Annotated in this window: 12 protein-coding genes; 3 read left to right on the top strand and 9 right to left on the bottom strand. The window is 66.6% G+C overall.

Going from position 1 to position 13,749, the window contains the following annotated elements; all coding sequences use genetic code 11:
* The first annotated feature begins 2 nt into the window (after positions 1-2).
* On the top strand, positions 3-1,994 hold the full coding sequence (asnB, locus tag IEX88_RS11300) for an asparagine synthase (glutamine-hydrolyzing) (RefSeq protein ID WP_188850701.1): 1,992 nt from the start codon (positions 3-5) through the stop codon (positions 1,992-1,994).
* Here asnB and IEX88_RS11295 read toward each other — a convergent pair.
* Genes IEX88_RS11295 through IEX88_RS11275 form a run of 5 tightly spaced genes read right to left on the bottom strand, consistent with a single transcriptional unit; the run spans position 1,958 to position 6,743 of the window.
* On the bottom strand, positions 1,958-2,728 hold the full coding sequence (locus IEX88_RS11295; protein WP_188850700.1) for an enoyl-CoA hydratase/isomerase: 771 nt from the start codon (positions 2,726-2,728) through the stop codon (positions 1,958-1,960). The two genes, asnB and IEX88_RS11295, sit on opposite strands and share 37 nt — an antisense overlap.
* Positions 2,725-3,969: a beta-ketoacyl synthase N-terminal-like domain-containing protein gene (locus tag IEX88_RS11290; protein WP_188850699.1), complete on the bottom strand. Its 1,245-nt coding sequence runs from the start codon at positions 3,967-3,969 to the stop codon at positions 2,725-2,727. The genes IEX88_RS11295 and IEX88_RS11290 overlap by 4 nt, the downstream gene beginning before the upstream one ends.
* The gene (locus IEX88_RS11285; RefSeq protein ID WP_188850698.1) at positions 3,950-4,195 is read right to left on the bottom strand and encodes an acyl carrier protein; all 246 of its coding nucleotides are present in this window, start codon (positions 4,193-4,195) and stop codon (positions 3,950-3,952) included. The genes IEX88_RS11290 and IEX88_RS11285 overlap by 20 nt, the downstream gene beginning before the upstream one ends.
* A 41-nt stretch (positions 4,196-4,236) precedes the next feature.
* Positions 4,237-5,493, bottom strand: coding sequence for a hydroxymethylglutaryl-CoA synthase family protein (locus tag IEX88_RS11280; RefSeq protein WP_188850697.1), 1,257 nt, complete (start codon positions 5,491-5,493; stop codon positions 4,237-4,239).
* Positions 5,490-6,743, bottom strand: coding sequence for a cytochrome P450 (locus IEX88_RS11275; RefSeq protein ID WP_188850696.1), 1,254 nt, complete (start codon positions 6,741-6,743; stop codon positions 5,490-5,492). The genes IEX88_RS11280 and IEX88_RS11275 overlap by 4 nt, the downstream gene beginning before the upstream one ends.
* A gap of 131 nt (positions 6,744-6,874) precedes the next feature.
* Between IEX88_RS11275 and IEX88_RS11270 the strand changes: the two genes are divergently transcribed.
* Positions 6,875-7,732 carry a metallophosphoesterase family protein gene (locus IEX88_RS11270; protein ID WP_188850695.1) on the top strand — a complete coding sequence of 286 codons (858 nt, stop codon included), beginning with the start codon at positions 6,875-6,877 and terminating at the stop codon, positions 7,730-7,732.
* Here IEX88_RS11270 and IEX88_RS11265 read toward each other — a convergent pair.
* Positions 7,705-8,514: a 4'-phosphopantetheinyl transferase family protein gene (locus IEX88_RS11265; RefSeq protein WP_188850694.1), complete on the bottom strand. Its 810-nt coding sequence runs from the start codon at positions 8,512-8,514 to the stop codon at positions 7,705-7,707. The two genes, IEX88_RS11270 and IEX88_RS11265, sit on opposite strands and share 28 nt — an antisense overlap.
* On the opposite strand from IEX88_RS11265, the gene IEX88_RS11260 reads away from it, so the two are divergent.
* Positions 8,513-9,481 (top strand): acyltransferase domain-containing protein, encoded by a 969-nt coding sequence (locus IEX88_RS11260; RefSeq protein WP_188850693.1) that lies wholly within the window; start codon positions 8,513-8,515, stop codon positions 9,479-9,481. The genes IEX88_RS11265 and IEX88_RS11260 overlap by 2 nt on opposite strands.
* A 72-nt stretch (positions 9,482-9,553) precedes the next feature.
* Here the strand turns inward: IEX88_RS11260 and IEX88_RS11255 are convergent, their stop codons facing one another.
* From IEX88_RS11255 to IEX88_RS11245, 3 genes are all read right to left on the bottom strand, one after another.
* Positions 9,554-10,786, bottom strand: a complete 1,233-nt coding sequence (locus IEX88_RS11255; RefSeq protein WP_188850692.1) for a cytochrome P450 — start codon at positions 10,784-10,786, stop codon at positions 9,554-9,556.
* Between the two features lie 399 nt (positions 10,787-11,185).
* On the bottom strand, positions 11,186-12,241 hold the full coding sequence (locus IEX88_RS11250; protein ID WP_188850691.1) for a class I SAM-dependent methyltransferase: 1,056 nt from the start codon (positions 12,239-12,241) through the stop codon (positions 11,186-11,188).
* Positions 12,242-12,451: 210 nt separating this feature from the next.
* Positions 12,452-13,735, bottom strand: a complete 1,284-nt coding sequence (locus tag IEX88_RS11245) for a cytochrome P450 (protein ID WP_188850690.1) — start codon at positions 13,733-13,735, stop codon at positions 12,452-12,454.
* Between the last annotated feature and the right edge of the window lie 14 nt (positions 13,736-13,749).

The raw sequence follows: 13,749 nt of genomic DNA, 5'->3' as shown, positions 1-13,749 counted from the left end.
CGATGTGCGGCATCGCCGGTTTCTTCGACCCTTCGCGCCCCGCCGAGGCGCTCTCGGCTGACATTTTGGGCATGCTGGCACGGATCGGCCATCGCGGGCCGGACGGGTCCGGCACTCTCGTCGACGACGGCTTCGCGATGGGTACCGTCCGACTGGCGATCCTCGACCCAGCCGCCGGCATGCAGCCTTTCGGCGACCGGTCCGGACGCTACTGGCTCTCTTACAACGGCGAGATCTACAATTACCGGGAGCTTCGCGCGACCTTGCGGGGGCTGGGCTGCGTCTTTCTGACCGACTGCGACACCGAGGTCGTGCTGAACGCCTGGATCACCTGGGGACCGGACTGCCTCGCCCGCTTCAACGGCGGCTTCGCCTTTGCCCTCTACGACAGCCAGACGGGCGATCTCTTCCTCGCGCGCGACCGGTTCGGCAAGCGGCCGCTGTTTTACGCGCGGCGCGGCGACAGCTTCGTCTTCGCCTCGGAGATGAAGGCTTTCCTCGCCGTCCCCGGCTTCCATTTCGAGCAGGATCCCGGACAGCTCTCCGCCATTCTCGGCCAGACGACGCCGCTGCCGGACCAGTCCGGCTTTCGCGGGATCGAGAGCCTGCCCTTGGGGCAGTGGCTGCGTTTGCGGGACGGCAGGATGGAAACGCATACCTATGCCGACCTGCGGTTCGACGCGGGACCGGTGGTGGCGAGCGAGGCCGAGGCGCTGGCGCTGATCCGGGAGCGCGTCTCGCGCAGCGTCGAGCTGCGTCTGCGCAGCGATGTCGAGGTCGGCGTCTATCTCAGCGGCGGCGTCGATTCCGCGATCGTCGCCTTGCTAGCATCAGAGCATTCGAGCCAGAAGCTCTCGACCTTCTCCGTCGAGTTCGACGACGCCGAATTCGACGAGTCTGCCGACCAGCGGCTGGTCTCCGCCCATCTCGGCACACGGCACCACGCCCAGCGCATCGGCCATGCCGACATCGCCGGCAGCCTTCCGGACGCCGTCTACCATGCCGAGATCCCGGCCTTCCGCAGCGCCTTCGTCCCGATGTTCATCCTGTCAAAGCGCACAAGGCAGGAAGGCATCAAGGTCATCCTCAGCGGCGAAGGCGCCGACGAGGCGTTTCTCGGCTACGACCTGTTCAAGGAAACGCTTCTGCGCGGCAGCTGGCGCGACATGCCGGAGGCGACGCGGCGCGAGCGCCTGGCCCAGCTCTATCCCCATCTCAGTCACTACGGCCCGGCCGACATCACGGCGATCACCGGTCTCTACGACCAGTTCTCCAGCGAACGCCTGCCCGGCCTCTTCTCGCATGAGCTCCGCTTCCAGAACGGCCTGTTCTCGGCCCGCCTCCTGAAGGACGCCGGCACGCCCTTCGCGTCGATCGCCGCGCTCGTTGCGCAATGCGAGGCCTTTCCGCAGATGTCGCCAGTCGAGCGGGCGCAGTGGCTGGAATACCAGACGCTGCTGCCCGGCTATCTCCTCTCCACCCAAGGCGAGCGCATGAGTCTCGCACACGGTGTCGAGAACCGCTGCCCCTTCCTCGACCCGGACGTGTTCGCCCTGGCGACGTCGATCAACCTCAAATTCGACGACGGTTTTCGCGAAAAGCGCCTGCTGCGCGAGGCGTTCCGCGACCGCCTGCCGGAGGCGATCATCGACAAGCGAAAGTTTCCCTACCGCGCCCCGGATGGGGCCGCCTTCGCGGCCGTCCGGCCGGACTATCTCGATCTGGTGCTGAGCCCGGCGGAGCTCGGCAAGATTCCCTTCCTCGACGCCCGCTTCGCGCAGCGGCTGGCGACGAAGGTGCTGACGAAGCCCGCTGGCGAGATCAGCACCAAGGAGAACCAGACCTTTCTGTTCCTCCTGTCGATCTGCCTTCTTCACCGGGCGTTCGTCAGCCGCGAGGACCGCCGGGACGGTGTGTTGCCGCCGCTCGAAAAGGTGGTGGACCTTCGCGAGGCGGCTCACTCCTCCCAGGGAAATTTCATCTCGGTCACATAGCGGCGGATGCCGGCCACCACGTCCGGATCGGCGAAGACCTGCCGGTTGGCGGCGAGCGCCGCCGCCTTGTCCGCCCCGGGATCGCCGCGGCAGGTCGCCATATAGGTCTTGTAGCGGGCGATGGCCGGCTTGCCGAGATTCGTCAGGCGCGCCAAGTTCCGGACCAGTTCGATCTCGGCGTCGTCGCAGAGGATGTCGACGAGACCGCTGGCCAGCGCATCGGATGCGCCGATCTGGCGGGTCATCAGCGTCATGAAGTGCGCCCGCTGATGGCCGATCCGCCGGATGAGGAAGGGCAGGACGCAGGCCGGGAACAGGCCGAACAGGAGCTCCGACAGGCCGAAGCGCGCGCTCGGCTCGGCGATGACGATGTCGCAGGCCGCGACGAAGCCGACGCCGCCGGCATTGGCGCGTCCCCGCACCAGAGCGATGGTGACGAACGGTCCCTCCGCCAGCGCCTGCCACAGCGCATAGAGCGGCTCGGGGTCGCCGGCATCGCCTTCTGCCGCCACCACCTCGAAATCGCCGCCGGCGCAAAACACGTCGCGGCCGCCTTCGAGCACGATCACCGTCACCGGCACGCCGTCCGGCCCATTCTCCGCCGCCAAGGATCGCAGCACCGCCGTGAACTCGGCGACCAGGACCGCGTTGATCGCGTTGCCGGCGTCGGGGCGATCGAAGGCGATGCGGCAGATGGGACCCGATGTCGCGACCTTCAGCGTCTCGAAGCTCATCGCCCCTCCCCGCCGCCATCGGGAGCGCCGATCACCACAGCGGCGTTCGCGCCGCCGAAGCCGAAAGACAACTTCAGCGCGTGTCCGATCCGGTGATCGACAGCCTCCGGGCCGACCCAGTCGAAGCCGGGATCGATCGGCCTGACGAGGTTTCGGGTGGGATGCAGCCGCCCTTCTTGCATCTGCATGAGCACCGCCGCCACCTCGATCGTGCCGGCCGCGCTCAGCCCGTGGCCGAGGATCGATTTCGTCGCATTGATCCGCGCACGGGTCAGGCCGAGGGTGCGATAGGTTTCGAGCTCGGCCCAGTCGCCCGCGGGCGTTCCCGTGGCATGGCCGTTGACATAATCGATGTCCGCCGCCGTCAGCCCGGCCTCTGCCAGCGCGTTCCGCGCTGCGCGAACCTGGCCCGCGGTACAGGGCTCCGGCCCGCGCGTGCCATCCGCGACCAGCCCGCTTCCGAGCACCCGGCCGTAGATCCGGCCGCCCGGCGAAGCGTTCGCGCGGGTGAGGACGAGCGCGGCTGAGGCCTCGCCATAGATGAAGCCGTCATGGTCGGCGTCCATCGGCCGGCACGCCTCTCCCGGCCGGTCGGCAAAGCGGCTGGATCCCATCGCGCCCATCGCCCGCAAGGCCTGCAGTTCGTGGCCGGAGAGATCCTGGAGGGCGCCGAGCGCGATGCAGACGTCGACGCGGCCGGCGCGCAGGGCGTCCATGGCCTGGATGATCGCCGCCAACCCGCTCGCGGACGCCGCTCCGACGCTATAGGCAAAGCCCCGGATCGGGTAGGCCGCGGCACAGACGCCGACGATGTCGGAATCGAAGAACATGTGGCCATGCCGCGGCGGGACATGATCGAGACCGCCGGCATAGCGGGCGACGGCCAGCGCCTGTTCGCGCGAGGCAAGGTTCGTGCCGCCGACGACGAGCCCGATGCGCGCGGGATCGACGTCCTCCAGCCCGGCATCGCGCCAAGCCTCGCCGAGCACGGCGACCGCCACCCGGGCGCTGAACGTGGCGGTGCGGGCGATGCGCGGCGGCAGGATGGCGGGCGGCTCGGGCATTTCGATGCCGATGTGGACGGCCTCGCCTCCGGGACCCTCGCGCCCTTCGCGTTTCAGGACGGAGAAGATGTCCGGCGCCTCGAACAGGCGCGCGCGAAAAAGGTCCCGGCCCTGGCCGAGCCCCGAGGCCACGCCGAGCCCCGTGACCAGAATGGCGTCAGCCGCCAAGTTTGGCATGCAGAAGGTCGGCCAGCTCGCCGATGGTGCGCGGGCCGTGCAGCTGGACCATCGGGATCTTCAGCCCGAGCCGCTCCATCGAAGCGAGGATGATCTCGCTGCGCTCGATCGAGTCGACGCCGAGCTCGGCCATGGAGTGCGCGCGGGTTATCTCCCGCTGCGAGAGCTCGGGCACGGTGGCGCAGATTTCGGCGATGACGACGTCGGCGACCTGGTTGCTGTCCAACGCATCCCCCTGTCGGAGCCTATCGGCCCGCGATGGCCGGGTCACACCCAGCTATAATGGCGGTGGTAGCCGACAAGCCGATCGAGGACAAGGCGATCGCCCGCGCCCCGCGCCGACAGGGCGCTCGGGATGATGGCGTGATCGATCTCGACGTCCCGTGTTCCGAAGCGGACGGTGTCGGTGCCCGAGAGCAGCGTCTGGTACTCGGCCATCGTCAGGCGATAGCGCCGGTCCAGCGTACCGGAGACGTTCATCGACGCCAGCTGCGCGGCGCCCTCGGGGCTGACGACGCCGCTGAAGAATTCCGAACAGCAGCCGGAGCCATAGGAAAACAGGCCGAGGCGCAGGGGCGCATCGATCGCCAGCGAATCGATGGTCCCGGCGAGGGCCACGAAGACCGAAGCGCCGGCGGTGTTTCCCATCCGTTTCCCGTGCGCGAGGCTGGGGCCGAGACGCTCGGCGAAGTCGGCGGCGATCTCGGCGGGGGGCGCCTTATAGAGCCGGCGCATGAGGTGCCGATGCGCGCCCTTCACCATGCCTCCGAAAGGCGTGTGGAAGCACAGCTGGGCAAAGCTCTCGCGGAAGTCGGCCCCTTCGACGCGGCGGGCATAGTCCTCGAAGGCCCCCGTGCAGCAGTCGAGATAGGCCATCAGCGAGAGATCGGCGTCGCCCGCCTCGGTATCGGGACCGGGTCGGCAGGTGTCCATCACCTCGAAGGCGTGGTTGCCGTAGGCGCCGGGATCGATCTGCAGGAGGTGCGGCGTCTCCGAGACGATCATCGCCACGGCCCCGGCGCCCGAGGTCGGCTCGGAATAGGCCCATTCCTCGACGGCGCCGGCGTCGCCCAGCGCAAAGCGCGAAATGTCCGTCGCCACCACCAGCGCCTTGGCGCCGGGCGAGGTCTGGGACAGGATAAAATTCACCGCCATCTGCAGTCCCGCGGTGCCGGAATAGCAGGCCTGCTTGATCTCGAAGAGCCGGCAGTTGGCGGACAGCTCGAGATACCGGTGCAGATAGGTGCTGATCGACTTGCCGAAATCGATGCCGGATTCGGTGCAGGTGACGACCATCTCGATCCGGCCGCGCTCCGCCGGCGTCATCCGGTCGAGCAAGGGCTTGGCTGCATTCACCGCGAAGGTGACCGGATCCTCGTAGGGCAGCGCGACCGACTTTTCCTCGACCATCAGGTTCTCGAACCGGGGCATGTCGAGGCCGCGATGGTCGCAGAGTTCGCGCACGTCGAGACAGGCCATGCCGCCGAAGACGTTGAGGGCCTCGATGCCGACCGGCCGGCTCATGCCGCGCGCTCCACGCAAACCGGCAGGCTGCCGAGCCCGCGCGCGTTCATCCGGTCGAGACGCCATTCCGGCGTGCCGGCCAGGTCGATGCGGGCATAGCGGTCGAGGATGGCGGTGAACGCAATCTGCGCCTCGAGGCGCGCGAGCGGCGCGCCGATGCAGAAATGCGCCCCGGCGCCAAAGGTGAACTGCGCGTTCGCGGCCCGGCCGATGTCGAGCGTATCCGGGCGCTCGAAGCGGGCGGGGTCGCGGTTGATCGCGCCGACGAGGCCGATCACCGGCGCGCCCTTCGGAATGACGATGCCCTCGACCTCGAAATCCTCGAGCGCGACACGCAGGATCATGTTGCCGCCGGGCTCCATCCGCAGGAACTCCTCGATGGCCGTGCGCATCAGCAGGCGGTCGGCCCGCAGCCGCTCCATCTCGTCCGGGTGGCGCAGGAGCAGGAGCATGCCGTTGCCGATCAGCGTCACCGTCGTCTCGTGCCCGGCGACCAGCATGGAGACGAGGTTGGTCAGCGTCTCCTCCTCGTCGAGCGTCCCCGCGTCATGCGCCCGGATCGCCAGACCCATCAGGTTGTCCTCGCCGGCATGGCGGCGGGCAGCGATCTCCTCGCGCAGGAAGGCCTTGAACGCACCCAGGGCATCCAGCGCTTCCTGCTTCTGCGCCGGCAGCATCAAGACGTCGCCGATGCGGATCAGCGAGGCGCTCCAGCGCGCGATCGTCTCGTCCATGCTGGCCGGGATGTCGAACAGCTTGCACAGCACCCGCAGCGGCAGCGGCGCGGCGAAGGCCTCAATGAAATCGACCGTGCCGCTGTCCGGCATGGCATCGAGAAGGAGTTTTGTCTCGTTCTCGATCAGCGTCGCCATCGACGCCATGGCCTGGTTGCGGAAGGCCGGCTCGTAGACCTTGCGCATGCGCGCATGCTCGTCGCCGTCGCTGTTGATCATCTGCGGCTGGAAGGCGCTGAACAGCTGGAAGCCGACCGGGTCGTTCTCGCGGTATTCCGGCGAGCACCAGCCGCCGACCCAGCGGCGCGTGTCGCGCCCCATCCCTGAGGATTTCGCGACCCGGGAGAACGCCCTGTGGCCGAGGACGAAATAGAGCCCGCTGGCGGCGTCGTGGTGGACGGGGCCGCTCTCCTGCAGCCGGCGAAGCTCGGGATACGGGTTGGCGAGGAAGGCCGGGTCAGACAGGGTCGACCACCAGTCGACCACCGCCGCTCGTTCAACCGGGGCTTCGCTCATCGTCTGATCCTCGTCACGTCGGCCAAAAATCCGGCCGCTCGGCGTCGCTCCCGCGACACTAGCGCATTTTGCGGCGGCGAACGCTGGTAAGGAGAGGCACTGGCTGCATTCGAAAGGCCCGGAATTCTTTTATGACCATCAAAGCCATCAGCGATCTCCATCTGGCAAGCCAGGCCAACCGCGATGCCCTGGCCGCCCTGCCCTCCTTCGGCGACGACTGGCTGATCGTCGCCGGCGACGTCGCCGAGCGCTTCGACCACATGAAACTCGCCTTCGAGACGCTGACCCAGCGCTTCGCGAAGGTCTTCTGGGTGCCGGGGAACCATGACCTCTGGACGGTCGGGGGCGACGGGGACGGCCCGGCCCTGGTCGGCGAGGAGCGCTACCGCGCCCTCGTCGACCTCGCCCGCGCGCATGGCATCGTCACGCCCGAGGATCCCTACGAGACCTGGACCGGGGCCGGCGGCCCCTGCGTGATCGCGCCGCTTTTCCTGCTCTACGACTACAGCTTTCGCCCCGACCATGTCGGGCGCGACGAGGTCGTGGCTTGGGCGCGGGAGGAAGGGGCGGTGTGCGCCGACGAGATGTTCCTCAGCCCCGCGCCCTGGCCGAGCCGAGATGCGTGGTGCGCCGGACGCATCGAGGAGGCCGAGCGGCGCCTGTCGGCGATTCCCGCCGGCATGGAGACCATCCTCGTCAACCATTACCCTTTGCGTAAAGACCTCATCCACATCCCGCGGGCGCCCCGCTTCACGCCCTGGTGCGGCACGAAGCGGACGGAGGACTGGCACCGCCGGTTCAATGCCCGGGTGGTGGTCTCCGGCCATCTCCATGTCCGCCGCACCGACCGGCGCGACGGCACGCGATTCGAGGAGGTCTCGCTCGGCTATCCCCGGCAATGGGACCAGAGCCGGGGCATGGCGCCTTATCTCCGCGACATCCTGCCGGAAGGGCCGCCCAGTCAGATGCTCGCCAGCTGGCGAAGATAGGCGAGCGGCGCGGGGCCCGTCTGGATCTCCAGGCGTGCCGGCTCGCTGTGGCGAACGGCGAGCGCGATCAGATGCTCCGGCCCCGGCTGGTGCCGCTCGAAGCGCCATTGCGCCGGATCGTCGGCGGTGGCGTCGTCGAAATGGATGCCGAGCGTCTCGAGGTCGAAGGAGAAGGCGGCGAGCGGCTGCGACAGGCCCTTGCCGATGGCCTTCACATAGGCCTCCTTCAGCGTCCAGAAGGACAGGAAGATCTCGGCCTTGGCGGCGGCGGGGACCGCGGCGAGGACGAGGCGTTCCTTCGCCGCGAACACCCGCTCGGCCATCAGGTCGGCGTCGACGGTCCGCTCCAGCCACTCCACGTCGACACCGACATCGTTGTCGACCGTGACCGCGGCGACGGCCATGCCGCGCGTGTGCGACAGGTTGAGCCGCAGCCTCGGCAGCCCGGGCGGACAGATGACTTCCGGCTTGCCGTGCTCACCGACCGAAAACCGCCAGTCCTGCGCGGGGCGTCCGGTGTGATGGCAGAGGAGGCCGCGGGCGAGCGCGTGGGCGGCGACGTAGACCTGGCGATCGCGCTCGAAGTGAAAGCGTGCGGCCCTTTCGCGCTCCTCCGGGATCAGCAGCGCGTCGAGCAGCGGCCAGTCGTCAGCGCCGATCGCCGTCAGCGGCAACCACCAGGCCGATACCCGGTCCCGGTCGATCCCCGTCTTCCCGCGGGGGCCCGGCCCGTGCGACAAGTCGGGCGCTCCGGCCTGTCTGCCGACCAAGGTCTCCTCCATGGCATCCCTTCCCTCGTCCCTGCCCCTGGCCTTCTGCTTCGCCGGGCAAGGCGCACAGTATCATCATATGGCGGCGGACTTCATGGAGACCCAGCCGGTCTTCCGCCGCTGGATGGAGATCGGCGACAAGATTCTGCGGCTTTCCCACGGATTCTCGCCGCTTGCGCAGATCTATGCCGCCGGCCGGACCCTCAGCGATCCCTTCGATCGGCTCGAGCATAGCCATCCCGCTTTGTTCATGACGCAGTTCGCCACCGCCAAGATGCTGCAGGACATGGGCGTCCGGCCGGACCTGATCCTCGGCGTCAGCCTCGGCGAATTCGTCGCCATGAGCCTGTCGGGCATGGTCCCGTTCGAGACGGCGCTGCGGGCCGTGGCGCGCCAGCCGGCGATCTTTGCCGACACGTCACCCGCCGGTGCCCTCGTCGCCGTGCTCGGGCCGCCCGACCTGCGCGTCCAGTCCGCGATCCTGACGGACCTCACCGAAGTGGCGAGTTTCAACGCCGAGAGGCACTGCGTGCTCGCCTGCCCGGCCGTCGATACGGCCCGCGTTCTGGCCGAACTGCGGCGGCTGGACGTGGCGTTCCAGCCGCTGCCGGTTCCCTTCGCCTTCCATTCGCGCTGGATCGAACCGGCGCGGGAGCGCTACCTCGCCTCTGTCTCGGATCTGACCTTCGAGCAGCCCTTCTGGCCCGTCTGGTCGGCCTGCTTCGCGCGGCCGCTGGCGGTCGCAGACGCGGAAGCGAACTGGCGCATCGTCCGCGACCCCATCCGCCTCGGGCAGACCATCGCGGCGCTCGAGGCCGCGGGCGGCGCGCATTATCTCGACCTCAGCCCGACCGGCAGCCTCGCCGCGGTGCTGCGTCAGGCGCTCGCCGGTGATTCCCCCTCGCGCATTTCGGCCCTCCTCTCGCCCTTCGGCGGCAATCTGAAGCGCCTGGAGGAGATCCGCCGGACGCGCGGCTGACGGAAGGCCAACCTTCGTTCGCCCGCCGCCCGTCTCCAGCAGGTCGGGCGGCCACCCACCGTCCAACCGTCTTCAGCCAAGCCGGACCGGCAGATGGCGAAGGCCGCGCTGATTGGTTCGATCGTCCCACCAGACGGGATCGCCGGCGAGTTCGATGCGGGGAAAGCGATCGAACAGGGCGTTGAACGCGGTCTGAGCCTCCAGCCGCGCGAGCGCGGCGCCGATGCACACATGCGGGCCACCGCCGAAGATCAACTGGGCGTTGGGCTGCCGCGCCACGTCGAACCCGCCGGGATCCTCGAAGCGCGCGGGATCCCGGTTGATGGCGCCGACCAGACCGATCGCCAGCTCCCCGGCGGGAATGCGCGTTCCGGCGCAATCATAGTCCTGGATCGCCACCCGCAGGATGAAGTTGATGCTGGGCTCGAAGCGCAGCATTTCCTCGATCGCCGTGCGCATCAGCCCGCGGTCGGACCGCAGCGCCTCCATCTGGGCGGGATGGCGCAGGAGCGAGAGCAGGCCGTTGCCGAGGAGGTTGACCGTGGTCTCGTTGCCGGAGACGAGGCCGAGGAGATTGTTCAGCGCCTCCTCCTCGTCCAGCGTGCCGGAAGCCAGAGCCTGCCGTGTCAGGCCGATGAACCCCTCGCCGGCATCGTCCCCGCGGGACTTGAGGTGGCCGCTCAGATAGTCCTTGTAGGCGCGCAGCGCTGCGAGGGCCTCGCGCTTCTGGTCCGGTCCCATCAGGATGTCGCCGATCTTGATCAGGGCGCCGTTCCACAGCGCCAGCTGCGGGTCCATCTCGGGCGGGATCTCGAAGAGGGTGCGCGATACCCGCAGCGGCAGGTGATTGGCGAAGGCGGTCATGAAGTCGACCACCTCCCCCGTCGGCAGGCTGTCGATCAGCGCTCGGGTCTCCGCCTCGATCATCGGCCGCAGCGCCGCCATCCGCGTCGGCTGAAAAGCCTTTTCGTAGACGTCGCGCATCCGGCGATGATCCGGCGGATTGGCGTTGACCATCTGGCGCTGGAATTCGCTGAACAGCGCGTAGCTCAGCGGATCGCGCTCCTCGCTTCCCGGCCGGCTCCAGCCGCTCGTCCACAGCCGCGTGTCGCGTCCCATCGCCGGCGAGCGGGCCATGGCCTGGAACGCCGCGTGGCCGAGCACGAAATAGACGCCCGAGGCGGCATCGTGATGGACCGGGGCGAGGTCGCGGATCCGCTTCAGGTGCGGATGCGGGTCGGCGAGGTAGGCGGGATCGGTGAGAAGGGTCCACCAGTCGATGGCGGGGGGAGCGGCAGGGTTCATCATCCGTGTTCCAACCTGATCGGCAAGCTGTGGAGACCGTGCTGGTCGCTGCGGTGCGTCCACCAGACCGGGTCGCCGGCGAGGTCGATACGCGCGAAGCGGTCTTAATGGTTCTAATCCGAAACCCTAACGATACGTCTGCTTCTCATCAGGCAACTGGAGACCAGCGTGCAGGACCTTGGCGGGTGACGATCCCGGCGCGGGACGTCCGGCGAAGATCTTCGTGCAAGTCTACCACCGGCGCCACCTATTATGGACGATGTCCGAGTTTTACCTCTGACAGCCTGGTACCGGTCATCTGTCCGAGTCCCGTCGCCCTCGGCCGGCGGCGAGACCTTTATCATCTAGCTCCAACTTAAAACTCAGTGTCGCCAGACCCACCAACCGTCGACAGTGCTCCTAGAGCTTCGTGAGCCACAGACTTGCCCCTCGAGCCCCTCCAAGGTTCATCTTTATATCCCAGATGTCCAAACCGGCCAAACGCTCGGCCAGGACCGTTTCGCTCTCGACCGAGGCCAAATAATTCGGGAGCACGACCTTATACCGATCGTTGTTCATCAAAAACGCGAGAATAGCGTACTGCTCGTTCCAGATGATCCCGATATCATCGAACCAATGCTTGGGGTATTCGAACGGCGCAAAAAAATCATGGATATGGATCCATACGCCGCTCGCTAAGCGCGGGAGCACCTCGAAAAGAATGTAATTTACATCAGAGCCAGTCTTAATTGTATGACTTGTATCGATAAACAAAATATCGCCTGATCGAAGGCTCTCGAATATACTAAGCGGCGCATCTTGCACCGTGCTGGAATCAATCGATAAAATATCTCTCTTTAACTCAAGTAAAAATGGCTCAGGAAAAGGCTCGACGCAAGTAACAGTTCCTTGTCCATTCTGCTCCAGCGCTCGGACAGCGAGGTGCGTCGAATAGCCCGATCCAATTTCCAGCACTTTGGATGGCTTGATATCCCGTATAATTCCGTAATACGCGATTGCATCTAGTGGAGGGAACATCGGGTTGTCCCAAAAGAAACCCGTTTCGGCCCGCGATGGAGTCTCCGCAATCTCTGCGACGTAGTTGAGAATTCTGTTCAATAGAGGACGATAGTCGTCCGCTTTAATTTCGCTCCAAGCGCGGCTGTATCCCTGGCCGTCCCAAAGGTTTTGCGGCAGGTGATTGAGATCGGGTATCACGCTGTAATAGTGGTTGTAGCTGAGACTCAACCCTTCCGCTTGGAATGCTTTCAGAACACTGGCATCAACAAATGCGCCCCCGACCAGGCCCGCCGATCGCACAAGTTCCGCGATGCTTTTGGCGCTGTCGATCAGCCTGTCTCTTTCTGATCGAACTTCAGCGTTTTCGCTGATTTCTTCTGATGCCGAGACGATATTAGGTGCAGAGCGTCGATATAGACGTCTTAAAATGTTGCGCACTAGGCTGTTCTCTTTCAATGAGGCTCGTTTATCCAAGCCGATTCGGCGGGCGATCTCTTCAGTAATCCGTGCGCAGATGAAAGACCCGCAGTTCAGTCGACCGTGGCGGCCGGAGGAACGGGATCGGTCGCGGCGGTGGCGGGCACCTCATGCACAGCAGTCTTCTCCCGGCTTCATCCTGGGGGGCGAGGAATGTTCCCGTGTGGCCGGTGATCGTGCGCAGCTCGATCACGCTCTCTTCAGTCGCAGCGGCAGGGACTGCAGCCCGCGCTGGTCGCTCCGGTCGGTCCACCAGACGGCGTCCCCGTCGAGCTCGATGCGGCTGAACTGGTTCAGGAGGGCGGTGAAGGCGACCTGCGCCGTCATCCGGGCCAGCGCCTTGCCGATGCAGACATGCGGACCGCCGCCGAAGGCGGCCTGCGGATTGGGCCGCCGGGTGATGTCGAAGACGTCGGGATTGTCGAAGAGCTGGGGATCGCGGTTGATGGCGCCGACCAGGCCGATGGCGAGCGAGCCGGCGGGAATCGTCACGCCGCCGCACTGAAAATCCTTGATGCCGGCGCGCGGAATGATGCTGCTGCCGGGCTCGAAGCGCAGCATCTCCTCGATCGCCGACCGCATCAGGCCGGGGCTGGCCTTCAGCTTCTCGAGCTGGGCGGGATGCTTCAGCAGCGTCAGCAGCCCGTTGCCGAGAAGGGTCAGGGTAGTCCGGCTTCCCGAGATCAGCATGACGACGTTGTTGAGGGTCTCCTCCTCGTCCATCGTGCCGTCTTCTGCGGCCGCCAGGGCCAGGCCGATGAAGCCGTCTCCCGGCGCGTCCTTCAGCGTCGCGAGGTGCCCGCGGACGAACGCCTTGAACTCGCTCTGGGCCTTCTGCGCTTCGCGCTTCTGCTCCGGCGTCATGACGATGTTGCCGAGCCAGCTCAGTGCGGCGATCCAGCGGGCGATCGGCTCGTCCATCTCCATCGGTATGCCGAACAGCTGCAGCGAGATGCGATGCGGCAAGGCATTGGCGAAGGCCGTCATGAAGTCGACCGGGCTGTCCGAAGGAAGCGCGTCCAGGAGGCGCTGGCACTCGGCCTGGATCATCGGCAGGTAGCGCGCCATGTCGCCCGGCCGAAAGGCTTTTTCGTAGACGCCCCGCATCCGCCGGTGATCGGGCGCATTGGCGTTGATCATCTGCGGCTGGAACTCGGTGAACAGGGCGTAGGTCTGCGGATCGCGCTCCTTGTTCTCCGGGCTGCTCCAGCCATTGGCCCAGAACAGGGTGTCGCGGCCCATCAGCGGCGTCTTCGCCATCAGGCCGAATTCGCGGAACTGCGTGACGAAGTAGATGCCGGAAACCGCGTCGAAATGGATCGGCGCGAGCTCACGGATCCGCTTCAGCTCGGGATAGGGGTCGGTGAGATAGTCCGGATCGGACAGCATGGTCCACCAGTCGATCCCGAAGGAAAGCGCTGCCGAGGCGTCGACAACACCGCGTGACGCCGTGATTTCTGGACTGGCTGACATGACGCATACTCCGG

This window comes from Aureimonas glaciei (assembly GCF_014643375.1).
In the GTDB taxonomy this organism is placed as follows: Bacteria; Pseudomonadota; Alphaproteobacteria; order Rhizobiales; family Rhizobiaceae; genus Plantimonas; species Plantimonas glaciei.
The sequence above is the reverse complement of the archived record's forward strand: the minus strand, read 5'-3'. Positions and strand labels throughout refer to the sequence as shown.